This window comes from Phycisphaerales bacterium, assembly GCA_016716475.1.
Classification (GTDB): domain Bacteria; phylum Planctomycetota; class Phycisphaerae; order UBA1845; family Fen-1342; genus JADJWG01.
Genome location: JADJWG010000001.1, coordinates 17,396 through 42,840, shown reverse-complemented (window position 1 = coordinate 42,840; position 25,445 = coordinate 17,396). Strand labels below are relative to the sequence as shown.

Below are 25,445 nucleotides of genomic sequence, written 5' to 3'. Positions count from 1 at the left end.
CGCTGCGCCCCGACGCGCAAGTTGCGCCGGCGGTGCAGCGTTTGTGCATCGGTGCCGGCCTGCGTGACCGGCGCTGGACGGAGACCCCCCGTGCCACAGGGTTCCAAGTCACCTCTGCTACCGATCTGGGCGGATCGTCGCCCGATTCTCGGCATGTTGCACTTACCTGCGCTGCCCGGCGCACCGCACAATCGCCTCACGCTCGCGGAGATCCTAGCGCGCGTGCAACGCGATGCCGCCATGCTGGTGGAGCAGGGGATCGATGGTCTGCTGCTTGAGAATTACGGCGACACACCGTTCTACCCCGGTAGAGTGCCAGCCGCCGTCGTTGCCCAGATGACCACCGTCGCGCTCGAAGTGCGCCGGGCACATGCCTTGCCACTCGGGATCAATGTGCTTCGCAATGATGCCCGGAGTGCGCTTGGCATCGCTGCTGCGGTGGGTGCGGAGTTGATCCGTGTCAACATTCTCTGTGGCGCGCGCGTGACCGATCAGGGCTTGATCCAGGGTCAGGCCCACGCCCTGTTGCGCCAGCGACGGGAACTTGGTGTCGAGGGCGTACGCATCCTGGCGGATGTGGATGTGAAGCACTCGGCGCCGCTCGGGGCGCCGCGCGCCGTGGCCGAGGAGGTGGCCGACCTGCTTGAGCGCGGCGGGGCCGACGCCGTGATCGTCACCGGGGGCGGCACCGGCCGACCGGCGGATCGTGAGCATCTTCGAGCGGTTTACGTGGCGGCGGGCGCGGCGCCCGTGCTCGTCGGCAGTGGTGTGACGGCCGAGACCGTAATGGAGCTGGCACCCACGGCAGATGGCTTTATCGTTGGGACCTGGCTGAAGGAAGGGGGCGACGTGACCCGGCCGGTAGATCCGGCGCGTGTCCGCGCCCTGGTTGCGGCCGTGCGTGCCGTTGACTCACGCTGAGGGCGGCACACGCACTTCACCACTGAGCGTCGTGAAGCACTGCCCGGCGATCTGAACGCCGTAGCCCGCCGAGGTCTGCCGGACCAGGGCCCGGACCAGGCCCGAACGATCGCCCGGCCGCCCTTGGGCGCACGTCAGCCCGGCCTTGCCGTCCACAAGGGGTACGCGGTGGTTCACCACGAGGTAGACCGCCAGCGGTCCGCTCACGCTGCCGGTCACGGGGTCTTCATCAATGCCGACGGCGGGGGCGAAGAAGCGCGAGTGCACCTGGATGAAACTCGAAACCGTGGCGGTTGTGGCGACGCAGTAGCCCCGCAGACCGTTCCGCTCAGACCAAGCCGCCAGTTCATGGAAGCGCGGCGTCATCTCGATCAGTGTCTGCCAATCGCGCACGAACAGAATCAGATCCTGGTCGCGCGTTCTCATCGGCGGCATGCCATCGTCGAGGTCGTCGACGGCGAGCCCGAGCAATTCGCACGTGCGAATCGGATTCGTGTGGTCCGGCACGAGACTGGGTGTGGGCATGTCGAGCCACCAGACAGGCAGATCGTAGGGTGGTGGCAACAGTTCAGAATGCAAAGACAGTGCTCCGGCGCGCGTGGAGAAAGTGACTTCGTTGCCGGAGGACCGCTTCGTGCCTGGGCGTACGCCAGCTTCGTAGACACCGTGCGCCGCGGCGAGCGTAGCGTGCCCGCAGAAGTCCACCTCGCAGCTTGGGGTGAACCAGCGCAGCGGAATCGACTGGTCGGGACCGGGCGGACGTCCGAGGAACGCCGTCTCGCTGGCACGAATTTCGCGCGCGATATGCTGCATTTGTTCCGGCGTGAGCCCATCGGCGTCGAACACCACGCCGGCGGGATTGCCGCGGTAAGGTTGTTCGGCAAACGCATCGACGAGCAGAAAAGGCAAGGTCTCAGGCATACGGCCGGTCTCCGGAGTCACGGCGTAGTACAAGGTGAATCGTGGTGGGCGAGTTTATACGCGGAGATGCGCCGCGGCTCCACTGCCAGCAGCCATTCATCGAAGAAGTGGAAGCTCCGTACGTTGACGCACCCTGCCAGCCACATGGGCGGGAGTGCATCTGCATGAGCTGACGCCGCGCTGACCAGTACATACGGCCACCGCTCCACGGGCGGCGAGGTCGCCGCTACCGCAACCAGGACCTGCGGTGCCGGGCCGATTGAGGCGGCTGTCAGTAATTCCCAATTTTCCGGACAACTCAGTTCTGCGTGGAAGCATCCTGTCGCCGGATCCCAGAGCGCCGCCATCCCTGCAGTGGTGGCCAGCACTTGGTCTCCGGCCGGGCGTAGTATGGGGAGGATGGCAGTCTCAGACCAGGGCAGGGGGGCGACGGTATGATGCGCTGCATCGCACAACCCGCGCTGCTGCAACGTGTTGCTTGTTGTGGTGATGATCAGGGGCAGCGCGCGATTACTTGCCGTCCCAGTCCCCGTGAACAGCAGAAATCGCCGTGGCTCCAGCACGTCGAAGCCACTCGCCTCTGAAGCCACGGGGCTTGCCGAGTCTGCGCGATAACGTCTGATGCTGCCATCCGAATGCAGTACGAATAGCACATCTGCCACCAGCATGCTGGCGAGTGGTCCGGCCGCCAGTTCCACCGTCTCGATGGTGAGACCGTCTGTTCCGTGACGCAGGAAACTCGCGCAATCACGGCCGGCGTGCCGCCACACGACCACCAACGAATCGCCAGAAAGGTGCCAGCCGGCAGAAGCTATATCCGTTGCGAGGGTGCGATGATGGTGCAGTTCACCAGTATCTGGCGCGAGGACGTGCAACACGCCACCGCGGCTGACGGCAAACACCCCGTCCTGTGTCGCGCACACCGCAAGCCAGCCGTCCAGTTCATCCGGATCCCCCGGATAGATGGTCCCGGCAGCGGGGGCCGAGCCGTATTGCCAGTTCTTTGGATTGGATGCCAAGCCGATCGCAAGGCCGTAGATCCGGTAGCGGTCAAATACGACCACCCTGTCCGTGCTCACACGCTGCGACCGCGGGACGAATGGCGGCTCCGCAGGCAAGACTCCGGGGCGCGTCCGCACGGTGCGCTCCGGATGCGACCGACCGTCGTCAAGGTCGATGAGTCGGACCACACCGGATGAATCCGCCATGAGTACCGCCCCCGTGCTTCCCAGAGCCCGCACCCACTCGATGTCTTCCGTGCTACGAAACTCCCAGCGGGGCTGTTGGTAATCCGCTTCCAACCCGTTGTCTCTCCCACGCTCGCAGGGCACGTGATGGACGGTACTGTGCGGTTGGGATACGTTGGCCTCAGCAAGTCCACCGAAGGCCAGCACCGCGATCGCAGTTCGCCACCGGGCGCTCCGTACTGGCCGCATGTTGCTTTACTCCGCCGAAGTCAGGGTTCGGTCTGCAAGCCGCCGTGCGTTCCGGCTTGCCCATTCGGCAGCGCAGCGCGTGAGATTCTCACGGGTTGCGGCGACGGCCGCGGGCAATGGAGTGTTCGGTGATGTGATGACGACTGCCTCCGCGAGTCCGAGTCGTTCGGTGGCGGCGGTAGCGGTCAGACCCTGCAGTGTGCCGACGAATGCCACGACTTCACGCCGCTGCCGCAACGCGCGGATTGCGACGCCCGCAAGCACCTTGCCGGTAAACGACTGTGGATCGAGGCGGCCTTCACCCGTCAGGCAGAGATCGCAATCCAGCAGGCGACGATCCAGGTTCACGGCGTCCGCAATCGCGTCGAATCCGGCTCGGCATTCCGCCTGCAGGGCCGCCCGCAGGCCGCCGGCGATTCCCCCCGCAGCGCCGGAGAAGGCGTCATTCGGTTCTCGCTCGGTGGCCCGCCGAATTAGGTCCGCCCAGTGTTCCAAACCCTCCGTCAGACGCGCTACCTGCGTCGGTGTCGCGCCTTTCTGCGGTCCGAAGACCGCTGCCGCTCCCTGCGGTCCAAGCATGGCATTGCGCACGTCGGCCAGCACGATGATCCGCGGCCAGTTTACGGCGCGTGGCGGTGCGATTGACTTCACCTGTCGCAACATGCCGCCCGTCACCGGAGCCGGCAGCCGCAATCCATCCTCATCACAAAGATCCCACCCCAGTGCTTGCAGACAACCGGCCCCGCCGTCTACCGTGGCCGAACCGCCGACCGCCAGCCAGATTTCTTCAGCCCCGGCCGCCATGGCCGCCCGCAACAATTCACCCGTTCCGAAGCTGGAGGTCTCCTCCGGGTTGCGATCCGACTCCGGAATCTGTTCAAGGCCGGAGGCCTGTGCCATTTCGACGATCGCCCGCCTTCCACCGGCCTCGTACCACCACCTCGCCGGCCGTAACCGGTAGCGAGCATCGTGAACTTCGGCCGACTGCTCGCCGGCATGCCACGCGGCTGCGAGCAGGGGACCGGTACCTTCGCCGCCATCCGCCAGAGGGCAGATGTCGTACTTGGCGGCGGGCAGTGCCTGCTGGATACCGGCTGCGAGGGCCGTGGCGGCGTCAGTGGCCGAAATCGCATCGCGAAACTTGTCTGGTGCAATCAGGAAACGCATATCGGATTATTCCCTGCAAAGGGGAAAGTTGCACGCGGACAATCGAAATGTGAGAACGGAATGGTGAAGACCGCGCGTGTCGTCCGCCCTGGCGGTAATGCGACGGTCGGTGGCCTCAGTCCGTGTGTTCGTGGGCAGCGATTATCGCGTGGCGACGGCGCAATCCCGGAGTGAATCCCCGTTTGTTCGGCGCCTGCAGGAAGGCGAGAAACCTCCGCCCCACGTCCGTGTGAACAAGCTTCTCAATCTGTGCGACCGCGCGATTCATGGGCAGCCCGCTGCGATAGAGCAGGCGGTGGCACAGGCGGATCTCCTGCCGCTCCTCGGGCGACAAGCCCTGGCGCCGGAGGCCCACGACGTTTGGCCCCAGCACCATGGCAGGCGGATAGACGAGCATGAAAGGGGGGACATCCCGTGTAATCGCGCTGCCTCCGCCCATCATCACCATCTCACCAATACGGCAGAACTGGTGTACCAGCACGCTGCCACTGAGGAACGCACGATCACCCACCTCGACGTGCCCGGCGAGCAGGGCGGTGTTGGCCATGATGACGTGGTTGCCGACGGTGCAGTTGTGGCCGATGTGAGCACCACTCATGAGGAAGCAGTGTTCGCCGACGACCGTGCGGCTCTCGGGCATCGTGCCGCGATGAATCGTGGCGTGTTCGCGCACCACGGTGTCCGCTCCGACCTCGCAATAGCTGGGTTCGTTCTTGAACTTCAGGTCCTGAGGCAGGTGTCCAACCACGGCGAAAGGGTGCACCTCGCAGCGCGCCCCGAGTGTGGTGTAGGCCGAAACATATGCGTGCGGATAGAGTCGCGTATTTGCGCCGATTCGGCTGTGGGCTTCGACGACGGCATAAGCGCCGATGTCCGCGGATGGATCGACTTCGGATGTCCCTGCAACGATGGCGGTGGGATGGATGGGCATGGGTGACTCGTCCGTTGGACAAGGCCTGCGGTTAGGGGTGACCGCCCAAGCCCCCGTGGCTGGGCGGTGGTTGCCGGTGCTATTGCTCGTTCTCGCCGAGGTTCTGGCGCATCGCCGCCGCACTGAGCGTTTCGAGGCGGGCATTCGACAGCAGGTCCTTCATCTCCCGCACCGCCGCACGCATGCCGACCAGTACGGCGCGTGACACGATGCTATGGCCGATGTTGAACTCCGCAAACAGGCCCAGAGTCGCGAGCAGCATGGTGTTGCGGTAATTGAGGCCGTGTCCGGCATGAACGACCAGTTCCTGCTCGTGGCAGAGCACGGCCGCGTCGGCTAGGCGTTCCATGGCCTCCAGCTGTGCTGCGCTGTCCGTAGAATTGGCGAAACCGCCTGTCCACAGTTCAACCGCATCGCAGCCGCATTCCAACGCCGCATGCACCTGCTCCGGTTCCGGCTCGATGAACGCACTGACCAGGATCCCGGCCGCACTCAACTGCTCCACCACGCCGGTGATGCGTTTCCGCAGGCCGGCGACGTCGAGCCCACCCTCGGTCGTGAGTTCTTCGCGGCGCTCCGGCACAAGTGTGCACTGGTCAGGCTTGAGCGCCAACGCGATCTTGACGATGGCGGGATCGATCGCCATTTCCATGTTGAGCTTCGCGCGTACCGTGCGCCGCAGGAGTTCCGCGTCACGATCCTGGATGTGCCGCCGGTCCTCACGCAGATGGAAGGTGATGCCGTCGGCCCCGCCCAGTTCTGCTTCCACGGCGGCCCACACGGGATCGGGGTCCGCACCGCCGCGCGCTTGCCGGACGGTGGCCACGTGGTCAATGTTGACGCCCAGCAGGTTCATGCTGCAGTGCCTCCTGAAAGTGGCGGCATGCTACCACGACCCCGCGGGGTTCAACAGTGGGGGGGGCGCCGGCGCCGGCCGGCTTCGGCAACCGCCGCGGCCTGGTGCCGCCTAACCAAGGCGGCCGGACGTGATGCACGGCGGGGCGCCCGAGGGGGGGGGCCATCGCAGGGTGGCAGGTGCCATCGCTGGCCACAGCGGTTGCACGCGTGCGTCCCTCGCCGCGGTTGCGGGTGGCCATTGGAGTGGGCTAGAATACGATGATTGCCGCGGGCGTAGCTCAATTGGCAGAGTATCAGCCTTCCAAGCTGAATGTTGCCGGTTCGAACCCGGTCGCCCGCTTTTCCCCACCGATACCCAGCGGTGCGCAAGTGTTGCCATCGTCGCCGCTTACGGCAGCCCGCGGAAAAATGCTCGGTCGCCCCGAATTACCAGCAGTACCCAAACATAACCCCAACAGATCAGGATTTCGACAAACTGGCGCACAAACTGGCGCGGCGTCCGTCGTGCCCGTTGCCCGGTGCCGTTCGCGCGTGTCACCGTCGAGCGGGAGTGCCGGGAGCACGTCGAGAGCCCCGCGAGTATCAATCAACGCCGTGTCCATGTAATCCCCGTCCGTGAGTCCCGCGGCCGCGTGCCGCATGAGCAGTCGCCGCGTTGTAAGCGGGATTCCCGCCACCGCGAGCAGCGTTGCGAGAGTGTGCCTGAATCCGTGCACACAAACCGCGCCACGCTCTGCATCATGCTTCGCCAGCCCAGCCGCGGCCGCGTCGCGTTCCAGCATCCGCAACAGATCGCCCGGCACTTCGAGCAGCGCTTCGGCGCCGTCCAGCCGTGCGGGAAGCGGCCGGGAAGCGGCCTTCGCTTGCGCCTGTTGCACGCGGAGCCGCTCGGCCAAGTGTTGAGCTAGGTCCGCCGCCAAATCGCCCCGGAGCGGGATTTCGGCCCCCCGGCGTGATTTCTCATTCTCGGCCCGGAGCACCAGCACCGGCGCCGGTCCGTCGAGCTTCGCATCCGCCACCGTCAGCGATGCGAGTTCACCACGACGGAGCCCCGTCAGTGCGAAGCACTTCCACAGCAGCGCCCGCCGTCGGCCCTCGCGCTCCGCTTCGGCGATACGCTCGGCCAGTCGCGTCCGCTTGTCGCCTTCAGCTTCATCTCGCAGTGCATAGGCCCGCGCTTCACACTCGCCCAGGTTGTCCGGCGTGAGTTCCGCCCGCGTCCAGCAGCCGCGCCGCGTTGTCGCGCCGTCGCGCTTCGGGAGTCGCACCGTCGGCCGCCCGAGTTCCGCCACGGGGCGCCGTCGAGCCGCGTCCACGAGCCGGACGAGTTCATCGGCTGTGAGTGCCCGGCGTGTCCGCTCGCGACTCGTCGCCGCTTTGGCCATTCTTGCGAACGGGTTCGCCATGAGCCGCCCGGTTTCAACACACCAGCCCGCGAAAGCACACCAGGCCACAGCGTAAGAGTTCCGAGTTCCTGCCGACAGGGCACGCGAGCCGTCTGCCGGAGCCACGAGCCCGCCAAGGTATTTCTCAAGTTCGTCCCGATCCAGGTGCGCCAGAGTGCGCCACCCGGTCGCCGCCGCCGAGCGTTTGAGAATGTCGCGCCGGTTGCGAACATGCGCCGCGGAAGCTGGGTACCCCGTGGCGCGATTCACGCACCCGGAGCACGTTCAGGTAGTCCCGAACGTGCGCCGTGAGTTCGGTTGCACCATGCGCGGCCGTGCGAAGCTCCGCGGCCGTAAGCACCTTGCCCCGCACGAGCTCCACTTTCCGCTCCGCGTCGGCCAGCACGCCGCGTGCGGCGGTTTCGTCCCGGCACCCCGTCGAGAGCTTCACCGGGAGCCCGTCGGCGCCGCGATACTCGCCCCACCATATTCGGGATTCAATCACGAGCCGCCGCCCACCCTTGCGAGTCTCGTGCACCGGTGCGCGCCGCTTACGCCCGCGTGAGTCCGTCCATTCGGCCACCGTCGAGCCGCGGCGTTTTACGAGTTCGGCGCCCGCTGGTACCGGCTTGTAGGTCGTGGGTTTCCACAGTCGCGCCACGACTTACTCCTCCTCTTCCATCCACTCGCCAATGATCCGCGAAGGCCCAAAACTCGGCGATCCGTCCGCCTTCCACATGTCAACGACTGCTGCAAATTGGCAATCCGCCCTCTCAGCAAGAGCAAGCAACGAGTCGAGGGTCTCTCCCTGCAAAACTCCAACCTTCCTCGGACGTACAGGAGGGTTGGGACTCGGTTGGAAGTAAGCGATAAGCCTCATCGCGTCCGTGTGGGTCTTGGTGAGTGGTACTACTCTTCGCACAATGCCGTCTAGGTCCTTAACCTCGCAGTGCAGTGGTGCACCGCGCTCCACGAGAATCCAGAGTCCTCTACGAGCCGCCTCGTCGAATTCTGTCATTTTGCGCTTCCTCGCCATGATTCACCCTCACGCGCCCACGGCCACGCCGCGACGCAATGCCGTCTTGCGAGCTTTCTCCAGCGCCACCAGCGCGGCCCGGCCCGGCTTCACTTGGCCACGCTCCCACCGGCTCACCGTCAGTTTGTCCACGCCCACGAATTCGCCGAATTCCTTTTGCGTCAGCCCGAACGTGCGGCGCAGCGTGAGCAGATAGGCCGGTGTCATCGGCCGAGCGTGCACGGATTGAAACGCCACTTGCACGCGGTCCAGGTAGGCCACCGCTTCCGGCGTCAGTGCCGGCGAGCCGTCGCGGTCGCGCTGCACCCAGGCCCCGGGCAGTTCCACCGCCACCGTCCGCCCGTCCGGCAACTTGAGCACGAACGGGAAATCCGGCCCGTCCGCGGGAGCTCCATTGTTTCGATGCTTCGCCATGCCGTCACCTTGTGTAGATCGTCACGAATACCGTCACCTTGCCGCGCGGGTCCGTATCGAGCACGCACACGAATTCGAGCGGGAGCCCGTCAGCCGCGGTCCCCGATACGAGCCACTTCGCCCGCCCGAAGTCGTCCGCGCCGCCGTCGTGCACGTCGGCCGGTTCGTCCAGCACCGCGAGCACGTCCGGCCAGACCAGGCCGCGTTCCGCGAGCCGCTCGCGGAAGTGCGTCAGCACCAGGAAGCGGCCGGCGCCCACGCCCGCCCGAATCGTCAGCAGTGCCCGGCTCGCATTGCGGTCCATGCATGTAGTGTACATGATGATATGCACTCGTCAAGTTCCGTTTTCTTCTCCCGCGCGCCCGCGCGAGAGGTTCTTCAATTCGGCCAGCTCATGCGCGCTCCCCTTCGGGCGAGCGGGAGCGCCCTTCTTCTTAAGAAGAAGTCTTGGAACGCTCAGCGTTCTCTACCCTTGGAACGCTCAGCGTTCTCTACGGCGCCGCGGCCGTAAGGAACGTTGAGCGTTCTCTACGGCAAAGTACGATTCGGAGCAGGGTAGCGGCCCGGCGGGTGCCCACAGTGACCGGAACGTGCGCCCGTGCAATCCAGCCGGCGTTTTCAAGTGTGGTCAGTGCACGCGAGATCGTTGGCCGGCGTTCAATTCCGGTTCGCACGGCAATCATTTCACGTGTTGGCGTAAGCACCCGTGAGCTCTTTTCAGCCGCAATTTCCCGCAGCGCCAGCCAAACTGCTACTGCACTCGGACACGTTGCCCAGACCTTCGCCAGCGTCCAGCACTTCACCTTGCGGCTGCGCCGCTTCGGCCCGGTCCTGCCCGGCTTCACCTTCTTCGATGATGCCTTGCCCGCTGGTGCCATGCCCAGATAGCGCGCCTCAATCTCGGCTGCAGTCTCACGCAAGGTCAGCCACTCTTTCCGATCGGCCGCACACCGGGTAGCAGCTGCATATGACCCAGTCCGCCGAGCAGTCGAGCAGATTGCTCAACTCCAGGCCGGCCATGCCGACACTTCAACAATCGCAGCACGATGAGCGGGTCGGTCCCGTCGTCGTCCTCGTCGCGGACCACGGCCAGCAGCGCACCCGCCAAGCTCGCGAATCGGGCCGAGCCGCGCGGCGCAGCTATGCTCGTCCCGTTCGTCAGGGAATGTTTGTTTAGCTCGTGCACCAGCACCGCGGCCGTCCCGTTTTCCCGGAGTGCGGCCACAATTTGCCCGAGCGCGGCGTCAAGTCCGGTTGTTGCGTCGGCGTCGCCCAGTTCCAGCAGGCCAACGTGATCGACCACCAGCACCGTCGGCCGTGCTGTCCGTACTGCGTCGGCGATTGCCGACCCGCTGGCCAAGTTCATCCTGAAGGTCCAGCGGGAGCCAACTTCGTCATGCAGCCGCCGCGCCGTGTCATGGGTCCGAGCGCGGGCGCCGTCTGTTAACTCGCCGCGCAGAAGCGCGCCAAGGGGCACGCATCGCGTCACCCTCCCGGCGTTGTCAAAGTTCACGGCTGCACCGGCCACCACGCGCGCCATGCGCACGGGGACGGCTGTTTCTAGCGCGATTGTTAGCGCCGTTGCGTCCGGGTCCGCCCGCAAGGCGCCTAGGGTGAGCAGGTCGGCCATAATGCTTTTGCCGACGCCCGGGGAGCCCACCAGGCCCAAATATTCGCCGCACGCGAGCCCGCCTGCTTCGTCGAGCAGTTCGCAACCTGTTGCCAGAGTCCGCACCACCGGCCGCCCGGTTTCGGCTGCGTTGAGCAGCAGGTCGAGAGCATCATTGAAGTGCACCGCCACTGAAGTCACTTCTGCCGGAGCCGGCGCGCCGGCTGGGTACCGAGAAACAGATTGTGCAATGGTGTCGAGCTCGCCGGCGTTGAGCGGTGGAATGCAGCGTTCATTTTCAACGTCCAGCGCGGCCCGCAGGGCCGGCCCGTCCAGGCCGGCGCGGCGCAGCCGGCCCGCGACACTGGTAAGCTCGGTATTCCGGCGCCCGGCCGGAATGGGATCGGCCGCGGTCGCGCCGGTCCGCTCGCTAAGCAACTTCGCAACAATGTTCTCAGGCAGATCAGCAACGCCAATCTCCCATGGCGCGCGCCCGGGCGCCCAGCGATAGATAACGCCAGTGTCGGGATGCACACTGCCCGGAAAGACAACCTGCCCGCCCTCGCCGCGCACGTCGATGCACTCGCCCAACTTCCCAGCCGAGTTTCTGATTGCCGAATCGCTCTTGTAGTAGAAGTGCATGCCACCCGGCCGGCCGGTGAGCACCGTCACCGTGCGGGGCAGCCCGAGCGCGGAAACATCCGCGCCCGGGTCAGCGTCGATAACCACGAGCCCGCCTGACGCAGCGCCGCACCGGAGCCCAACATTGCCGGCCGCAGCCCAAGCAAGAGCTTGGGCCAGCGATTCGCGCGGCCGTGATTGCCAACCTTGCAAGGTAGGTACTTTGCCACGCAACGGGGTGAAGCTCCAACCGCGCGCGTGACCGTCGCGGACGGCTGTTTCCAGCAGGGTCACGGTTGCTGCCCGCCTTCGGACAAAGTGTCAACCTTCAACTTAATTGTTGATGTTGACAGTTTCTCAGCGAGCTCAAAACTGAGCGGAAGCACTTCAACATGGGTTGTAGCGAAGCCCGCTTCGCGCGGGCCCGGCCAGTCCCTATCTTTCCTGAAGTGGTAGCCCAGCTTTTCGCCGTCGCCCATTTTGCTGTGCCGCAGAATGAGCCCGCGCTCTTCCAGCCGGCGAAGGCAGCGGCTGGCCGCAGTCCTGTTTGTTCGCGTGCCGCGAATGAGGCCGCGCCAGCGGACCCAGCCGAAATAGGGTTGCATGTTCAGGTCGCCTCCGCGATTGGCCTCGCGCACTAGCAGCAGCAACAAGCCGCGTTGGTGCCCCGACAGTGCCCGGCTCACCGGGACACCCGCGGGCAGCCGGCCGCAATCCATTCTTGAATGTCGCCCGCCCGCCAGCGCACGAGCGCGCCCACACGGAGCGGCGCCGGCATGCGCCGGGCATCTGCCAGCCGGCGCACATGCGGTTTGCTGCAACCAAGGAGGGCGGCCACGCCGGCCACGTCAAGCAGCGCGGGCACGGGAGCGGGTTTGGGAACGCTGATACTTGAATCAATCATTGTTTGTTCTCCAGAGGTGGGCGCCGCACGTTGATGCGAGCGGCGCCCGGTTAGATTGCTAGCGCTACACTTCGAGCTCTTCGGTGGTGTCGTCTTCGTAGAAGGCAGTCGCGCCCTCAAGTTCAATCGGTTCAATCTCCATGGTGTCCAGCTCGGGTGGCCCGTACTCCGCGATGACAAACTCGCGGCGGTTCTCATCGTACAAGTAGAGTGCACCGCCCATGATCGTCGGATTGAAGAGGTCGATGCCGCAGCCCCAGCTAAGGAGGTCGTAGTTTTCGGCCGCGAGAATGAGCGCACGCACGTCGGCCCACGTCGCTCCACTTTTCAGAGTGAGCGTGCGTCTGAAAATGAGTCCGCCGGCGTTGAGGGTGAGCTCAATACTTTCCGGCACCCGTGCGGCGCCAACAGGCAGGGCAGGCGAAGTAGCGATAGGTACCTTGGTGTTCATCGTGCGAATCTCCAGATGTTTGGGTCGAGCACAATCGCTCGCCGTTCACCTGAAGTTTCGCATGAAAACGCCAGAAGAATAGGCCACTAAAAGGCCATTGATAGTCTGACCTTTTAGTGACCTTTCATCACGTCACGGCAGGGCGCCTCGGTGCGCTCCACCAGCTCGCGACCACTGTAGGAGAGCCAGCATCCGCCCCCTCCCCCGCGTCGCGATTCCATTAGCCCCCTGAGCGCTAAATCTGCAAAGTCGTTGCGCTCTGCGCTGGTCAGGCCTCTCGGCCTCCGCCCGTAAGCTTCGCGGTAGAGCTCGGTCCGCGTCTGGCGCGATTCCGCATTAAACGCCTTGCGTGCAAGCGCCGCACGCATTACAGCGCGCTGAAAGTCTGAAAGCATGTTCCAGGCGTCGCGGAGCTTGCACTCATGGGAAAGTTGGAGTTCGTCGCGCAGACTCGCGGCGCGCATATCTCGAATCTGCAACCGCGCGTTCAACCGGCCGAGTGTGTGCTCGGCTTTGTCGATTGCGGCCCGCTCGTGAGGGTCTAAATTCGCGCGCGCGGTGCCCAGGCAGTCCGGCCACGTATCGAATCGTGCGCTACGGCGCCAGTCGCGCCAATCTTCGCCACCGAAGACGCGCACAGCCACTCGGCCCGCCACGTGAAATGCACCGCCGTCGAGGTCAATTTCTTCGGCCGCGATGATGAGCGCTGTCACGGCTCGTTCATGTACGTGCAGCAGCGCGTACAGTGCCGCCGTATCATCGCGCCACGGCCCAAGATACTCCCGAAATTCCGGGAATCCGAGCCAATAACAAATTGCTAGCGGCAGCGCATCCGGACCGCCGTTGTCAATTTCGGCTGCATCGGCCTCAAACCGTTCCAGCAGTCGGGCAGACTGGTCAGGGCTCCAGGTTATGAGTGGGTTGTACATTGCCGCGCCTCCCGCGCGCCTCCCGCTGGTGATTGAAAGCGGGCAGGGCGCCCGGGAGGGTGGCGCCCGCGGCCGTCGCCGCTGCCCGTTGAAATCTAACTTGGTTCGCACCACATTTCCAGCGGTCCACCGCCCGCGGGCAGCGGCAGATAGCCAAGTTCGCCGGGCACGGCTGGCGCCGCCGTAGACAGTCGGCTCAGGGCAGCCCGTAGCGCTGCGTGGTATGTCTGCCGTGCATCCTCGTCGCACGGCCCATCTTCATCGTCCGGCGGCGCGGCGCCCGCGTTGAGCCACGCCCAGCCGGCCCGCGTCACCGCGTAGTACACGAGCCCGCGCGCGTCAGCCCGTGCGTCAACGTAGCCCGCTGCGAGCGCGGGCAGCAGCAGTTCTTCCGTCAGCATGCGTTCTCGTTTGTCGGGCGAACCGCTCAACTGCACTTCATCAATCCACACGTCGGTCATCAGCGCGGCTTCGCCCGGCCGCTTGCTGTGCCGGGCCACTTCCCTCGCCGACAGCCAGCCCGAGTACATGCCGGGCAGCCCGCAAAGTTGCCGGGTGTCAGCTTCAGCGTCCGGTGCGAGCAGCACCAGATCGGTCCGCACCTGTCGGCTCCGCGTCACGATGATTGAGCCCGCGGCCGCGAGTTCCTCCAGCAGCCGTTGCGCCGCCTTCCGGGCGCGCTCGCTCCGCCCGCCCGACGCCCACGAAATTCCGCCGGAGCGACGGAACGCCACCCTAGCTTCATAGGTGTTGCCCGGCACCGGCCGCCGCCACGAACGAAGCGGGAGCCAAATGGCATCAGTTTCGCCGAGCAGCCGCGCGAGAAGTTCTTGTAAGTCTTTCATTTGTCACAACTTATGTCAGTCTATATTTGCGATTGTTCCGCCGGGTATCAGGAAGAAAACTTGTTTAGGGAGGACCCGTCGCCTTCAACTACCTTTCACCCAGGCCCGGTACCACGGCACGCCGGCCGGGAGCGGCTCGAGCGCCCGGCGGGCGGCGCCTAACTCGTGGCGAACGCGCGAGCAGTGTGCATCGCAATCGCCTTCCTCATTGAGCAGCGGCCCAACAATACTTGCGTGCCGCACCCGGGCCGCTTGAAGCTCAGCATCCGCTGCATCAATTTGCGCGCGAAGTGAGGTTCGTTTTGAAGTCAATTCAGCGAGTTCGGCCTCCAACTTCGCCACTTCAGCCGTCCGCGTCCGTTCGGCAATCACCGCCTCGAGCGCATCCACCGTTTCGCCCAGCCGTGCAAGCTCGCGCTCTACCAGGTCAACCGGCACGTCCTCACCCGAAATGATCCGGTCCGCGAGCTCGCCCAGCCCACCACGTCGCACAGCAGCACGGCGCCTCAGCGCCTCCAACATTCCCATTGCAGCATCCTTTCTGCCCGCTACGGGCACAGTTAAGAGTCGTTCAAGCTCGGCCCCAGCCACCACGCCACGCGCGAAAACAGCACGGGCAACCGCGAGCACCTGAGCAGCATGCAGCATCACCAGCAGCCGCGCCGCAGCATGCACAGCACACAGCCGCGACAGCCGGCCCGCCCCGTCCCGGGCCGCCGCTGCCCACGCGCCGATCGTGGCACCGTCGTCCACCAAAGATTCGGGCGGGAAAGCGGCCCTCACCATCGCCACCTGCCGGGTCGCAACATCAGCAGTCCGGGCAGCGGGCAGCGGTTCCCGCCGCGGCGCGGCATACTCAGCGGCAAAGCGCTCAGCGGCTGGACCAGCAGCCGCTACCACGGCCACGGCCCAGCCCGGCCCGTCCATCGCCGATACTGCTAAGCCGGTGGAAGGTCCGGTGATTGCCACCAAACCAGGCCAGGCGCCCAGCCGATACGCCGCCACCGCATGCCCCGCTTCATGCACTGCAATACGCCACCGCTCGCTCATGCCCCACCACCCATCAACACGCTTCGCACGAGCGCGAGCACCGCGCGCCGTAACGGCTCGGGCAGTCCCGGCCATGCGTCGAGCACTTCCACAAGCTCGGCGTCCACCTGCCCGCCCGAGCCCTGTTCGGCGCCCGGTTCGGCGTCCGCCCGACAAACTGGCGCATAAACTGGCGCGGAGCCGGCTGTAAGCTCTTGTGAATCAACGGCTTGTATTACTTGCTGTCGCCCTTCCAAGCTGAATGTTGCCGGTTCGAACCCGGTCGCCCGCTTTTCCCCACCGATACCCAGCGGTGCGCAAGTGTTGCCATTCGCAGAAACTGCAACCGCTCCGCGCGAACCGTCAAACCGGACGGGTTCATCAGGAATACCCAACGGATATGCACGGATTCCCACCGGTTGGATATACCAGCGCTACGCTGGCGCCGCCGCGTTGCGCTGAATGTTGCCGGTTTGCCGGTCCGATGATCCCGTTCGTGCGCTGGTTTTCCCGCTGTTGACACGTCGATTAAGCGCCCTGCAAGATTCGTGCGCGTCCTAAGAACAGCCCTTGCCAACCCACGCAGGCCAAGCCAACCGACTCTCAGCCAGCACAGCTCGCAGCCACTTCGGCGCTGGTACGTGGAGGTGGCCTGTCCGCACCACGTGCTGGTGCCAGTCGGATCGGTCACTTTTGTCTACAAATTCCAGCTACCTACTGCCCTCGACCATCAAGTGATCGGACAAGTGCCGGTTGCACGCGCCAGGCCGGCCGCTACCGCAATCGGACGACTCGGTTCTGCCCATCCACAGCGAACAACCGAAGTTCGCCATTGACGGTGCTGTATGCCACGTCCGACGGTCTTGTCAGCTTCTCCGGCCCGACAAATGCGCCGATCGCAGCGCTGTAAGTATTCACCACCTCAAATTGCTCGGCTGTTCCGTCTACACCACGCTGCCGAGGATCGTGTACCACGACTTCCAGAACTAGCCCGCGCGTGGCGTCCGTGATCGCGAACAGTGGCCGCCCGGTAGTGTCCACGGCCGCCGCCAGCCCCATTTCGCCCTGGGCGGTCGCGTCGCTGACGTTGATCTCGATCGGGAAGTTCTCGCTGGCTGTCAGCGCCGTACCGTCGAACTGCAAGTGGTACAGCCGGCTGCGCCCGTTCCGCTGCCGGTCAAGCACGAAACAGCAGGACGGATCGCGGGGGTCGGTCGCGATCGCGGTGGGGCGGAACTCGCCGTCGTCCGGGGCCCATTGAGCCACGAAGCGCGTCCCGCTGTCCCAGACGACGATGCGCCGGTTACCGGTATCGGCGATCGCCGGGTACTCGGCGCCTTCGACGAGCAGCAGGTCCAATCCGCGCGGCGCACGCAATTCACGCAGGTGCGCGTCGCTGCCAGGCGTGCCACCGCCAAATTCCACGACGAAGCGCCGCTGGCGCTCGCGCTCCCCCTCGAACAGCGGCTGGTCGAGCGTCAGGGTCAGTCCGTCAACCGCACGGATACGGGCACGCCGATCACCGGCGCGCGCCCAGTCGCCCGGACAGATCGGATTGCGCTCCTCCGGATCGTGCCGCCGCAACGTGACGGTGTACGGCTCGGCCGTTGAGAATGATTCGACATCGACATCCGCGGTCGCGTCGAGCACGGCGTACAGGGACTGGTGCCGGTCCGGCTGGTCGAAGCGGATGACGTCGAACAGGCGCGACTGCCAGCCGGTGTCCGAGTTGACCAGTGTGGCATACAGCTTCTGCGAATCGAGGCGCGACGGCACGATCCGTGCGGCCGTGTGCCCGAAGCGGAAGTGCTTTACGTACTCCTCAGCCGGCGTTGTGCCATCGAACAGCACGCCGAATGGCTCGGCCTTGCCACAGTTCAGGGACACCAGCAGTTTGCCGCTGCCGGCATCCGCCACGCCGCTGGCATTCTCTACTGCGATACCGTAGATGCGACGCGGCAGCGACTCGCCGGTGGCTGTGCGCTGCGTCACATAGTACGCCGCGCGGTAGCGCCCGGCCATGTACCAGTCCGCCGCGCCCATGTCATCCATGAAGCTTGCCGTCGCCGCGCCGGACGGCGCCTGCAGGTCGGCGATGTGCTCGAAGCGGTAAGTCGGTTCCCAGCGCCGGTAGATGCGGTACTCGGCCTGCGGGGGTCCGCTGATCTGCATCGTGAACTGGCGCCCCTGCACGGCCGCGACGATGTCAAACGCCGGTTGCGGCGCCCCGGCCTTGTAGAGCGTGTGGAAGTCCCAGGTCCACTCCGCGGGGTTGAGGATCGTCTGGTGCATCAGCGTGTAGCGGCTGTGTGCAGCAATGTCCTCGGCGCCCCAGATCATGAACTCTGAGTAACCGGGGAAGTCGACCACGAACACGTGCGCCAGTGCGTCCAGCACGCGCCCGCTGTACTGGGGCAGGTTGAAAGGTGTGAAAACGTCATTGCGACCCTTGTTGACCTGCGGGTCCCACGTGCCGTCGGCGGCCGTGCGCCCTTCCTGATGCCGGGTGCCCTGCGGGTACATCCACATGGCGATCGGTGTGTCCGCAACCGGCTGGCCATCGCGGTCGAGCACGCGCACCGCGATCCGCTCCGGCAGCATGCGATGCCAGGCGAATCCCAGCCCATAGCGGGCACCCTCCAGGTAGCGGTGCAGATCCGCCGTGGGCTCACCGATGATGGCGTGCCCGGAACAGAAGCTGTCGAGCCCCCACGCGTACGTGTTCATCTGCACCGGCGTGCCGTCCGCCATGCGGATCGACCGCAGGTTGATCGGATTGATGAAGTAGTGGTACAGGTCGCCGATACGGTGCACCAGGTGGCCCGTCTCGTGCAACTCCGCGCCGCCGTCACGCGGGTCGAAGCGCTCGTAGTCACCCCACAGGCCCAGCCAGTGTTCGTTCTCGCGCGGGGCCTCGTACCACGACCAGTCGTCCGCGCGGTTCAGGCCCTTCAGCCCCTCGCGCCCGTGCGTGTCGTAGAGCCGGTAGCTGTCGAATGCCACACGCTGCCACACGTCCTCGCCAGTGCTCGTGCGCGACCGCTCCCACATGCACTGCACCGCATCGGCCAGCTTCCGCCCGTAGTACTCCTTCGACTCCGGATCGCCCAGTACGATCGGCTGTCGATAGGCCAGCGTGTTGATCTTGCGGTCCGGACGGCCCTCCAGCCCATCCTCCGCTGGGTGCGGTGGCGCGTCCACGTCGAAGCGCAACACCGGGCGGAAGAGCAGACTGTTCAGCGCCAGGTCATAGCGGTCGTTGCGCTCGTTCTGATCCGTCGCGTAGTCCAGCCGCACGACCAGCCAGCGCTCGCCGATCTCACGAACATTGATCTTCTTCCAGGTCCAGCCCTCCGGCTGCACGAGGTCGAACGGCCATTCCAGTGGAATCCGCACCACCGTGTATTCCGGCTTGGCCGGGTCGAACGGCGGAATCGCCTCGTTGATCGTGAAGCTGAAATTCTGTGTGGCATGCGCGTCCGGTCGCGTGTCCGCGTTGCGGTGCGGCGTGTCCACCCACGCCCGTAGCGTGACTTCGCCGGCCGGGATCACGCGCGAACTGTTGTTCTTGACGTGAATTTCGTACGTGACCGTCTCGCCCCGATGCGGCCAGCCGTAATGGTCATCCGGCTCCCAGGGCCAGTCTCCATCCTGGAACTCCTTCGGCACGCCCAGTCGATGCACGGGTGTGCGTTTCGCGAACGCAATCTCGACGTCGTCGAAGCCCCGGTGCTGCCAAGGTTTCCAGAGTTTCTCCTTGCGCTCGTCCACCGATGTTGTGATGTAGCCGAACAGCCGTCCCGCCCCGGCTGCCACGACGGCACCGTACGGTGTGCCGCGCGTGCCGCGCATGACCAGCCGGCTGTCGCCCAGTACCTGCCCATCCAGCCGCGCTCCCGCGAACGTCTCATCCGGTCGAATCCAGCAGGTGTTGTAGCGTTCGGCGATGCGCGGGGCCACGTGGAACCGCAGCGCCGTCTCCGCTGCGCGCTCCGTTGCGACTTCAGCCAAGTACGCGAAGCCGTCCTTCAGGAAGTCGCTTGCCACGACCGTCAACGGTTCCGCGATACCCGCCGCCACCGGAGCGTCGGCCACAACTTCCGCATGCGCGATGATGAATTGGGGCATATCACTGTCGTCAGCACTCGTATGCCCGCTGTCGGTCACCCGGCAATAAACGCGCTGGTCACCGATTTGCAGCATGACCAAGTCGCGGCCGTGTCCCCAGAAATCGCCGACGGCCATCTGCGTCACCACCTTCGATCGGTCACCCGGTACATTGGCCACCGCCAGCACGGCGTGCAGCGTCCAATCGCCGCTCGTTGGGGTTTCCGGGGCCACGTACACTCCCAGCGAATAATGCGGCGTCGGATCCCACGATACGGCCAGCACCACAAGTTGATCGCGACCGACCCCGAGGATGTCACCGGCCGCACTCGCCACCACAGCTTTTCCTTCCAGATGCCGCAGTGGCGACGTCCTTCCAGGCCAGCCCGTCTGGGCCGCCTGCCCCGTTCGCAACTGCGACGGCCAAGTGTTGAGCACGCGCCATGCGCGGGTGCTGAACACCTCGGGCGGGTCGAGTACCTGAATGCTGCAGCCGGTGTCAGCGGTGTGGCTGATGAGCACGAGGTACTCCTTGCCGCCCATGCCCTGCGGCCAGAAATCACCGACGGCAAGGCCACCCGGTACGACGTGCGTGTAATGCGCCGATGTGTCGCGCCACCGCAGCAGCCACTCGCCTTCCTTGACCCGCATGGGTGGTTCGTACACGCAGAGCGCCCGCAGCCCCGTTGCGTCCTCCTCGACGGTGACCAGGTAACCGAAGCCGAACCCCCAGTGCTGTGGCCCGGCCAGCGCATGCCCTGCAAGCAGCAGTGCGGCGCTCATGCTCCAAACGTATCGCATCATCACGGCTCCCGGGTAAGTTCCAATCGTAGTTACACGCACGGGTGCGCACCGCACCTGCGCATGGCTATCATGCGGTCCGGAGTGCGCCGTGGCCAGTGCCTTGCGCTAGGTGCTGGTACCCATTTCCGCCCCAAACCCGCCGCCGCGCGGTCGCTTGCTTGTTCGGAACCGCGCTCTCCAGGATCTCCTGGGATCCGACCGGGGGCACTGCGTTGGGCGTTCTATGCCGGCTGCTCGTTTATCCGCAGAAACTCGTCGTTGATCTTCAGGCAGGCCTGCATGAACTTCGGCGTGTAGCCGTGCTGGAGGGTGGAGTGGACGATGGCGTTGCAGTCCTTCGGCAGGCACTTGCCGGAGAACCCACGGGCGTCGGGATACACGAAGGTGTGATCGCGACTGATGCGGGTGTCCGCCAGCCATACCTCGCGCAGCATGTTGAAGTCCACCCCATGCGCCCGTGCGATATCGTAGAACTCGTTCACGAACGTGACCTTTACGGCGTAGAACGCGTTCTCCATGTACTTGCACAACTCCGCCGTCAGGGCGTCACAGAAGTAGATCTGCACGTACGAGTTGTAGTAGTGCTTGTAGAAGTCGGCGGCGCGCGAGGTCAACGCGGGGGGGCCGCCGAGTACGAGGAACTCGCGTTCGGCCATGTTGCCGAACACGTGTGCCGGAGTCTCGCCCAGGTACTCGGGCTGAAACACGAGATTACGGCGGTAGGTCTCCGCCAGGCGGTTTGTCGTACCCGGGGCCACGGTCGAACGGATAATGATCAGCGGGCAGGTCAGCCACGAGACCACCTCTTCAACGATCGACGTATCGCAGCTCCCGTCCGGCGCCATTGGGGTCGGCACATTGATGAAGGCCACGTCGCACGCATTCACGAGGGTTTTGTCGCGGGTATAGCCCGGCTCGGTGCGGACGTCGTACACGACCGTCTCCGGCCCGCAGAGCTTCCGCATCGCTGTTCCCACCACCCCGCCACCGACACAGGCCACTTTCGGCTTCTTCATCCGTCGTCGCTCCTGTCTCAGCATTCCCGCCGACCGGTCCGGTCCCGAGGGTGCCGCCCCGGGGGGAACGCCCAGACATGCCGCGCGGCGCTCGCTCGCGGGATTATCACCGGCCCCGCGCCCCGGTGGCAAGCGGTCAGGGTTCGCAACCGTTCAGGCCGGCCCCGCGCGCCGCTTCAGCCACGCTGGTCCAGCTCGGCCAGCGCCTGCACCCAGTCGCGAAAGCCGATGGCCCGGTCGTCGATCCACACGTCCGCGATCGGCTTCCCCATGTGCAACCCGTCGTATTCGAATTCGTGCTGCCGCAGCCAGTGCTCGGTCACCCGCTGCTCACCCCAGCCGCGCGCCGTGTAGATGATCACCGTGTGCCCGGCCGCGCGCAACTTCCGCAGCGCTTCTCGGGCTCCGGGTAGTGGCTCGGCCAGCGGCCGGTTGTGGAACGACTCCTCGCTGCACAGCACGCCGTCCAGATCGACCATGATCGTGCGGGCTCGGGTCATGTGCGGCTCCTTCGCGTCACGCCCCGCCGTCCGGTTCCCGCGGGCAATGCAGTAGGCGGAGTGCGCGGACACGTTTATAATCGCCGCGCAACGGAACACGACGATTCCACCAGAGCGGATGCGTATCCTGTGATCATAACGATTGATGGCCCGGCTGGGTCGGGCAAGAGCACGACTGCCCGCAAACTCGCCGCCCGGCTGGGCATTCCCTATCTTGATACCGGCGCGATGTACCGCGTCGTCACGCTGGCCGCACTCGATAGTGGTGTGGACCTGCATGACGAGGCCGGCTTGACGGCCCTCGCGGCCAGTGACGAGTATTCGCTGGATCCCGGCCCGACTCACATCCGCGTCATGCTCCGCGGACGTGATGTCACCGAGGAGATCCGCTCCATGCGGGTCAATGACCACACCCGCTTCATCGCGGCTTCGCCCGGGGTCCGCCGCGTCCTGATCGAGCGGCAGCGCCAGATCGCCGCCCGGCTGGGCTCGCTTGTCACCGAGGGTCGCGACCAGGGCACGGCGGCCTTTCCCGATGCCGATCTGAAGTTCTTCCTCGACGCCTCGCTCGAAAAGCGTGCGGAGCGTCGGCTCCACGATCTTGCCTCTGATGGCGAAGAGGTAACCCTGCGGCAGGTGCTCTCCAACCTCGACGAACGCGACCGCACCGATGCGGCGCGCGCGGTTGCCCCCCTTGCGGTGCCGATCGGCGCCATTTGCATCGACACGACGAATCTGCCGCTCGCGGACGTGCTCGATCGCATGATTGCGCACCTGCACGCCGCCGGTGTCGAGGTGACACGCACGGACTCGGCCGATTACCCCCCACCTTCGCGCGGACCGCACGCATGACTACGACCGAGCCGACCGCCATCCTCACCGCTGGCCAGCGGAAGCGCCGGCGGACCGGCTATTTCTGGGCCCAGGTCCTCGTGCAACTGCTTTTTCTTGTCTTTTTCCGCGGTCGTGTCTTCGGTGTTAAGCACATCCCGAAGCGCGGCGGTGCGCTCCTCGTCAGCAATCATCAAAGCTTCCTCGACCCGCCGCTCGCCACGCTCGCCATCCCGCGCGAGTGCGAGTACATGGCCCGCGATACGCTGTGGAAGACGGCCTGGCTCGCGAAGCTGATGGACTATCTCAACGCTTTCCCGGTGAAGCGCGGCACCGCCGACACGCGCGCGATTAAGGAGCTCATTCGCCGCCTGCGGGCCGGCGGCCTGATCCTCACTTTCCCCGAGGCCACCCGCACCACCGACGGTACGATTGGCGAGATGCGGCCCGGTGTCGTGCTTGTGGCCCGCAAGACGGCCGTGCCGATCGTGCCCGTCCTGATCCTGGGCGCGTTTGAATCCTGGCCGCGGACGGCGAAGCTGCCCCGCCCCCATCCGGTCATTATCGCCTATGGGGAGCCGTTGTACCCACACCGCCACCCGGAGTGGACCGATGAGGACTGCATCCGCATCGTCCGGGAGCGCATTCTCACCCTGCAGACACGCTACCAGGGCCACCCGCTGCTTCACGGCCGAGCGTAATTGTTTATGCCGCCGGCCGCGGACGAAGTTCGCGGGCACGAACAGCCGCGGACTTCTCGTGCCACGCTTGTACCCGATTCCGGCAAAGCGTGAATGTACGGGTCACGCACCCGCTCGCCGAGGTCGTCCTCGCGCGGGCGATGGGCCGCGACCTCGGCGCGGCCGAGGTCTGCTTCGACTACGACGAGCACGATGGCAAGATCAGCGTGCTGGAGCCATTTCGTGGTGAGGCGGGCTGGCTGACGCTATCGCGGTTCACGGTGGAATCCCTGGATCACGCGGAGGACTATCTGATCGTCGCCGCGATGTCGGACTCTGGCGAGCTCCTCGATGAGGAGTGCGCGCATCGGCTGTTCACCCTCCCTGGCCACGTCACCGCCACCAGCGTGGATGCCACAGCCGTGCCGCAGACCCTCGCCGCGGTTACTCAACGGCGTCAGGAAGTGATTCAACAAGCGATCTCGCAGCGCAACGCCCGGTTCTTCGAGGCCGAAGCGGAGAAGCTAGACGGTTGGGCTGACGATCTGAAGCTCAGCCTCGAGCGCGAGATCAAGGAGCTAGAGCGCCAGATCAAAGAAGCTCGGCGGTCCGCGACCGCTGCGTTGACGCTCGAGGAGAACAGGACCTCGTCGGCCCACTCCTGCAGCAGCGCCGACGCAAGCTTCTGCAGCCGCGGGGCGTAGCGGTCGTAGGTGTCGGTCTCGGGATTGGCGAACTTCTCGATCTGGGCGTGGGCGATCAGGATGACGGCCAGGCCGCGCTCGTTCCGCAGGGCGTCCAAACCCTGCAGCACCTCGCGCCAATTGGTCAACGCGAAGACGTAGCCCTTCGTCCAGTACCGACGGCAGCACGCGCCACGCGCCGCAGCGGAACGGCTCGCGCTTCTCGACGGCGACGATGTGCACGGGGAGGACGTGGCCACTGACGAGCGCGACGATCGCCCGGTAGAACGCGACCTGATGGATGTAGTCGAAGGCACGGACGGCCAACTCGAATTCGTCGAGGTGGTCGCAGGTCTTCAGGTCGACGATGCCGACCTCAGTGTGCGGGTTGATCCAGTCGATGCGCGCCTGGCAGGGGAACTCCCCGTAGCGCGTCCGCACAACACCCTCGGCAACGCCGTCGGCGAGCAGCGCCGCGGCGACACCATGCTCACGCACCGCCGCCGCCATCTGCTCGACCAGCGCCCCCTGCGCGTCGCTGAGCACGGACCTGCTCTGGCGCGCTGCCCATTCCGCGAACGCCTTCGTCTGCGAACCGAAGGGCTGGCCCGTTTTCGGATTGATCGGGCCACCGACGGCGAACTCGCGGTCGTAGCGCTGCCGGCCTTCCAGGATCAGGGAGTGCGCGGCCCGGCCGATGAGGTACGCCGCCGTGTCGCGCTCCGGCACCAGGCCGAGTTCCTTCTTGCGGTACATGAGTGGGCAGCGGCGGAAGTCGGTCAGGGTGTGCGACGTCAGGAAGTCGCCGGACTTGGCGTGGTACACGTCAGCGGGTTCGCGCGAGAGGAAGCGAAGCTCGATCACGGCGTTCGTCGACGTGGCCGGCGTTTCGGGCTGAACTGGGAAATCGCGACGGTAGTCGCCTTGACCAATTGAAATCAGAGGCGGTTGTGACGGCGTGGTCATCGCGCCCCCCTCGCATCAAGCTCGCGTTCCGCAGCTTCGATTTCCGCAAGGCGCCTGTCGTTGAGGCGGTTGTGGCGTGCGCTGGTCCAGTCCGATGACGGTGGCTCCGAGGAACGAGCCACAGCGCTGGTGGCTTCGCAGAGGCTGAAGTACTTGGCGTCCTCGGCGGCCAAACGCCGACCGAAGTCGTCGAGCCAACGACGTGTGGTGAAGATCTTCCCGCCGATGCGGACGTGCTCAAGGCGGATTCGCGCGCCGCTGCGCGCCAGGACTCCACGGCGACACCACCGCCAGACGCAATTGGCCGAGGGCCGCCCGGGCGCGACTTTAGCGACCTCGGTCAGCGAAATGCGTGCATCTTCAACTGCTTGCTCGTGCATGCGAATCTCCAGGCGGTCTGG

General features: G+C 65.5%; 26 protein-coding genes and 1 tRNA gene. 4 read left to right on the top strand and 23 right to left on the bottom strand.

The features are described 5' to 3' along the window. Nucleotides 1-153: 153 nt before the first annotated feature. Entirely contained in the window at nt 154-921 is a 768-nt protein-coding gene (locus IPM18_00220; GenBank protein MBK9118022.1) for a BtpA/SgcQ family protein, read from the top strand. On the opposite strand, the gene IPM18_00215 is transcribed toward IPM18_00220, so the two are convergent. The 5 genes from IPM18_00215 to IPM18_00195 form a co-directional block, all read right to left on the bottom strand. Beyond that, on the bottom strand, nt 913-1,842 hold the full coding sequence (locus IPM18_00215; GenBank protein MBK9118021.1) for a PhzF family phenazine biosynthesis protein: 930 nt from the start codon (nt 1,840-1,842) through the stop codon (nt 913-915). The two genes, IPM18_00220 and IPM18_00215, sit on opposite strands and share 9 nt — an antisense overlap. 17 nt (nt 1,843-1,859) lie before the next feature. Continuing rightward, nucleotides 1,860-3,278, bottom strand: coding sequence for a hypothetical protein (locus IPM18_00210; GenBank protein MBK9118020.1), 1,419 nt, complete (start codon nt 3,276-3,278; stop codon nt 1,860-1,862). A 6-nt stretch (nt 3,279-3,284) separates the two neighbouring features. After that, nucleotides 3,285-4,445, bottom strand: coding sequence for a glycerate kinase (locus tag IPM18_00205; GenBank protein MBK9118019.1), 1,161 nt, complete (start codon nt 4,443-4,445; stop codon nt 3,285-3,287). A 115-nt stretch (nt 4,446-4,560) separates the two neighbouring features. Then, the gene (lpxA, locus tag IPM18_00200) at nt 4,561-5,376 is read right to left on the bottom strand and encodes an acyl-ACP--UDP-N-acetylglucosamine O-acyltransferase (GenBank protein ID MBK9118018.1); all 816 of its coding nucleotides are present in this window, start codon (nt 5,374-5,376) and stop codon (nt 4,561-4,563) included. A 79-nt stretch (nt 5,377-5,455) separates the two neighbouring features. Then, nucleotides 5,456-6,232 carry a pyridoxine 5'-phosphate synthase gene (locus IPM18_00195; protein ID MBK9118017.1) on the bottom strand — a complete coding sequence of 259 codons (777 nt, stop codon included), beginning with the start codon at nt 6,230-6,232 and terminating at the stop codon, nt 5,456-5,458. 269 nt (nt 6,233-6,501) lie between these two features. Between IPM18_00195 and IPM18_00190 the strand changes: the two genes are divergently transcribed. Next, nucleotides 6,502-6,574 (top strand) — tRNA-Gly (locus tag IPM18_00190). On the opposite strand, the gene IPM18_00185 is transcribed toward IPM18_00190, so the two are convergent. The 16 genes from IPM18_00185 to IPM18_00110 all read right to left on the bottom strand — a co-directional run bounded on the left by IPM18_00185 (nt 6,528) and on the right by IPM18_00110 (nt 21,884). Then, nucleotides 6,528-7,640, bottom strand: coding sequence for a site-specific integrase (locus tag IPM18_00185; protein ID MBK9118016.1), 1,113 nt, complete (start codon nt 7,638-7,640; stop codon nt 6,528-6,530). The genes IPM18_00190 and IPM18_00185 overlap by 47 nt on opposite strands. A gap of 124 nt (nt 7,641-7,764) precedes the next feature. Beyond that, entirely contained in the window at nt 7,765-8,280 is a 516-nt protein-coding gene (locus tag IPM18_00180; protein ID MBK9118015.1) for a hypothetical protein, read from the bottom strand. A 3-nt stretch (nt 8,281-8,283) separates the two neighbouring features. Continuing rightward, entirely contained in the window at nt 8,284-8,637 is a 354-nt protein-coding gene (locus IPM18_00175) for a hypothetical protein (protein ID MBK9118014.1), read from the bottom strand. A gap of 27 nt (nt 8,638-8,664) precedes the next feature. Next, nucleotides 8,665-9,069, bottom strand: a complete 405-nt coding sequence (locus IPM18_00170; GenBank protein ID MBK9118013.1) for a helix-turn-helix domain-containing protein — start codon at nt 9,067-9,069, stop codon at nt 8,665-8,667. Nucleotides 9,070-9,073: 4 nt separating this feature from the next. Next, nucleotides 9,074-9,388 (bottom strand): DUF4258 domain-containing protein, encoded by a 315-nt coding sequence (locus IPM18_00165; GenBank protein ID MBK9118012.1) that lies wholly within the window; start codon nt 9,386-9,388, stop codon nt 9,074-9,076. Nucleotides 9,389-9,560: 172 nt separating this feature from the next. Then, on the bottom strand, nt 9,561-9,989 hold the full coding sequence (locus tag IPM18_00160; GenBank protein ID MBK9118011.1) for a helix-turn-helix domain-containing protein: 429 nt from the start codon (nt 9,987-9,989) through the stop codon (nt 9,561-9,563). Between the two features lie 2 nt (nt 9,990-9,991). Further along, nucleotides 9,992-11,593, bottom strand: coding sequence for a bifunctional DNA primase/polymerase (locus IPM18_00155; GenBank protein MBK9118010.1), 1,602 nt, complete (start codon nt 11,591-11,593; stop codon nt 9,992-9,994). Next, entirely contained in the window at nt 11,590-11,904 is a 315-nt protein-coding gene (locus IPM18_00150; GenBank protein ID MBK9118009.1) for a hypothetical protein, read from the bottom strand. Before IPM18_00150 ends, IPM18_00155 begins: the two co-directional genes overlap by 4 nt. Before the next feature lie 77 nt (nt 11,905-11,981). Beyond that, nucleotides 11,982-12,203 (bottom strand): excisionase family DNA-binding protein, encoded by a 222-nt coding sequence (locus IPM18_00145; protein MBK9118008.1) that lies wholly within the window; start codon nt 12,201-12,203, stop codon nt 11,982-11,984. Between the two features lie 64 nt (nt 12,204-12,267). Further along, nucleotides 12,268-12,654, bottom strand: coding sequence for a hypothetical protein (locus tag IPM18_00140; protein ID MBK9118007.1), 387 nt, complete (start codon nt 12,652-12,654; stop codon nt 12,268-12,270). 113 nt (nt 12,655-12,767) lie between these two features. Continuing rightward, nucleotides 12,768-13,583 carry a hypothetical protein gene (locus tag IPM18_00135; protein MBK9118006.1) on the bottom strand — a complete coding sequence of 272 codons (816 nt, stop codon included), beginning with the start codon at nt 13,581-13,583 and terminating at the stop codon, nt 12,768-12,770. Nucleotides 13,584-13,678: 95 nt separating this feature from the next. Next, nucleotides 13,679-14,428 (bottom strand): hypothetical protein, encoded by a 750-nt coding sequence (locus IPM18_00130; GenBank protein MBK9118005.1) that lies wholly within the window; start codon nt 14,426-14,428, stop codon nt 13,679-13,681. 84 nt (nt 14,429-14,512) lie between these two features. After that, a complete protein-coding gene (locus tag IPM18_00125) occupies nt 14,513-15,478 on the bottom strand; it encodes a hypothetical protein (protein MBK9118004.1) in 966 nt (321 codons plus the stop codon). Nucleotides 15,479-16,231: 753 nt separating this feature from the next. Beyond that, on the bottom strand, nt 16,232-20,368 hold the full coding sequence (locus IPM18_00120; protein MBK9118003.1) for a hypothetical protein: 4,137 nt from the start codon (nt 20,366-20,368) through the stop codon (nt 16,232-16,234). A gap of 221 nt (nt 20,369-20,589) precedes the next feature. After that, entirely contained in the window at nt 20,590-21,384 is a 795-nt protein-coding gene (locus IPM18_00115; GenBank protein MBK9118002.1) for a hypothetical protein, read from the bottom strand. 176 nt (nt 21,385-21,560) lie between these two features. Continuing rightward, nucleotides 21,561-21,884, bottom strand: a complete 324-nt coding sequence (locus IPM18_00110) for a hypothetical protein (protein ID MBK9118001.1) — start codon at nt 21,882-21,884, stop codon at nt 21,561-21,563. Between the two features lie 129 nt (nt 21,885-22,013). On the opposite strand from IPM18_00110, the gene IPM18_00105 reads away from it, so the two are divergent. Together IPM18_00105 and IPM18_00100 are read left to right on the top strand one after the other, a co-directional pair. Then, nucleotides 22,014-22,736, top strand: coding sequence for a (d)CMP kinase (locus tag IPM18_00105; protein ID MBK9118000.1), 723 nt, complete (start codon nt 22,014-22,016; stop codon nt 22,734-22,736). Then, complete coding sequence (locus tag IPM18_00100) at nt 22,733-23,416, top strand: 1-acyl-sn-glycerol-3-phosphate acyltransferase (protein ID MBK9117999.1); 684 nt, start codon at nt 22,733-22,735, stop codon at nt 23,414-23,416. The genes IPM18_00105 and IPM18_00100 overlap by 4 nt, the downstream gene beginning before the upstream one ends. A gap of 557 nt (nt 23,417-23,973) precedes the next feature. Here the strand turns inward: IPM18_00100 and IPM18_00095 are convergent. Together IPM18_00095 and IPM18_00090 are read right to left on the bottom strand one after the other, a co-directional pair. Continuing rightward, entirely contained in the window at nt 23,974-25,044 is a 1,071-nt protein-coding gene (locus IPM18_00095) for a PD-(D/E)XK nuclease-like domain-containing protein (protein MBK9117998.1), read from the bottom strand. Then, complete coding sequence (locus tag IPM18_00090; protein ID MBK9117997.1) at nt 25,041-25,424, bottom strand: hypothetical protein; 384 nt, start codon at nt 25,422-25,424, stop codon at nt 25,041-25,043. Before IPM18_00090 ends, IPM18_00095 begins: the two co-directional genes overlap by 4 nt. Nucleotides 25,425-25,445: the final 21 nt, after the last annotated feature.

Bases quoted from the DNA above. Each gene is read 5' to 3' on its own strand.
- IPM18_00220 (MBK9118022.1), top strand. From the start codon at position 154: ATGTTGCACTTACCTGCGCTGCCCGGCGCACCGCACAATCGCCTCACG.
- IPM18_00215 (MBK9118021.1), bottom strand. From the start codon at position 1,842: ATGCCTGAGACCTTGCCTTTTCTGCTCGTCGATGCGTTTGCCGAACAA.
- IPM18_00210 (MBK9118020.1), bottom strand. From the start codon at position 3,278: ATGCGGCCAGTACGGAGCGCCCGGTGGCGAACTGCGATCGCGGTGCTG.
- IPM18_00205 (MBK9118019.1), bottom strand. From the start codon at position 4,445: ATGCGTTTCCTGATTGCACCAGACAAGTTTCGCGATGCGATTTCGGCC.
- lpxA (MBK9118018.1), bottom strand. From the start codon at position 5,376: ATGCCCATCCATCCCACCGCCATCGTTGCAGGGACATCCGAAGTCGAT.
- IPM18_00195 (MBK9118017.1), bottom strand. From the start codon at position 6,232: ATGAACCTGCTGGGCGTCAACATTGACCACGTGGCCACCGTCCGGCAA.
- IPM18_00185 (MBK9118016.1), bottom strand. From the start codon at position 7,640: ATGGCGAACCCGTTCGCAAGAATGGCCAAAGCGGCGACGAGTCGCGAG.
- IPM18_00175 (MBK9118014.1), bottom strand. From the start codon at position 8,637: ATGACAGAATTCGACGAGGCGGCTCGTAGAGGACTCTGGATTCTCGTG.
- IPM18_00170 (MBK9118013.1), bottom strand. From the start codon at position 9,069: ATGGCGAAGCATCGAAACAATGGAGCTCCCGCGGACGGGCCGGATTTC.
- IPM18_00165 (MBK9118012.1), bottom strand. From the start codon at position 9,388: ATGTACACTACATGCATGGACCGCAATGCGAGCCGGGCACTGCTGACG.
- IPM18_00150 (MBK9118009.1), bottom strand. From the start codon at position 11,904: ATGCAACCCTATTTCGGCTGGGTCCGCTGGCGCGGCCTCATTCGCGGC.
- IPM18_00145 (MBK9118008.1), bottom strand. From the start codon at position 12,203: ATGATTGATTCAAGTATCAGCGTTCCCAAACCCGCTCCCGTGCCCGCG.
- IPM18_00140 (MBK9118007.1), bottom strand. From the start codon at position 12,654: ATGAACACCAAGGTACCTATCGCTACTTCGCCTGCCCTGCCTGTTGGC.
- IPM18_00135 (MBK9118006.1), bottom strand. From the start codon at position 13,583: ATGTACAACCCACTCATAACCTGGAGCCCTGACCAGTCTGCCCGACTG.
- IPM18_00130 (MBK9118005.1), bottom strand. From the start codon at position 14,428: ATGAAAGACTTACAAGAACTTCTCGCGCGGCTGCTCGGCGAAACTGAT.
- IPM18_00125 (MBK9118004.1), bottom strand. From the start codon at position 15,478: ATGAGCGAGCGGTGGCGTATTGCAGTGCATGAAGCGGGGCATGCGGTG.
- IPM18_00120 (MBK9118003.1), bottom strand. From the start codon at position 20,368: ATGATGCGATACGTTTGGAGCATGAGCGCCGCACTGCTGCTTGCAGGG.
- IPM18_00115 (MBK9118002.1), bottom strand. From the start codon at position 21,384: ATGAAGAAGCCGAAAGTGGCCTGTGTCGGTGGCGGGGTGGTGGGAACA.
- IPM18_00110 (MBK9118001.1), bottom strand. From the start codon at position 21,884: ATGACCCGAGCCCGCACGATCATGGTCGATCTGGACGGCGTGCTGTGC.
- IPM18_00100 (MBK9117999.1), top strand. From the start codon at position 22,733: ATGACTACGACCGAGCCGACCGCCATCCTCACCGCTGGCCAGCGGAAG.
- IPM18_00095 (MBK9117998.1), bottom strand. From the start codon at position 25,044: ATGACCACGCCGTCACAACCGCCTCTGATTTCAATTGGTCAAGGCGAC.
- IPM18_00090 (MBK9117997.1), bottom strand. From the start codon at position 25,424: ATGCACGAGCAAGCAGTTGAAGATGCACGCATTTCGCTGACCGAGGTC.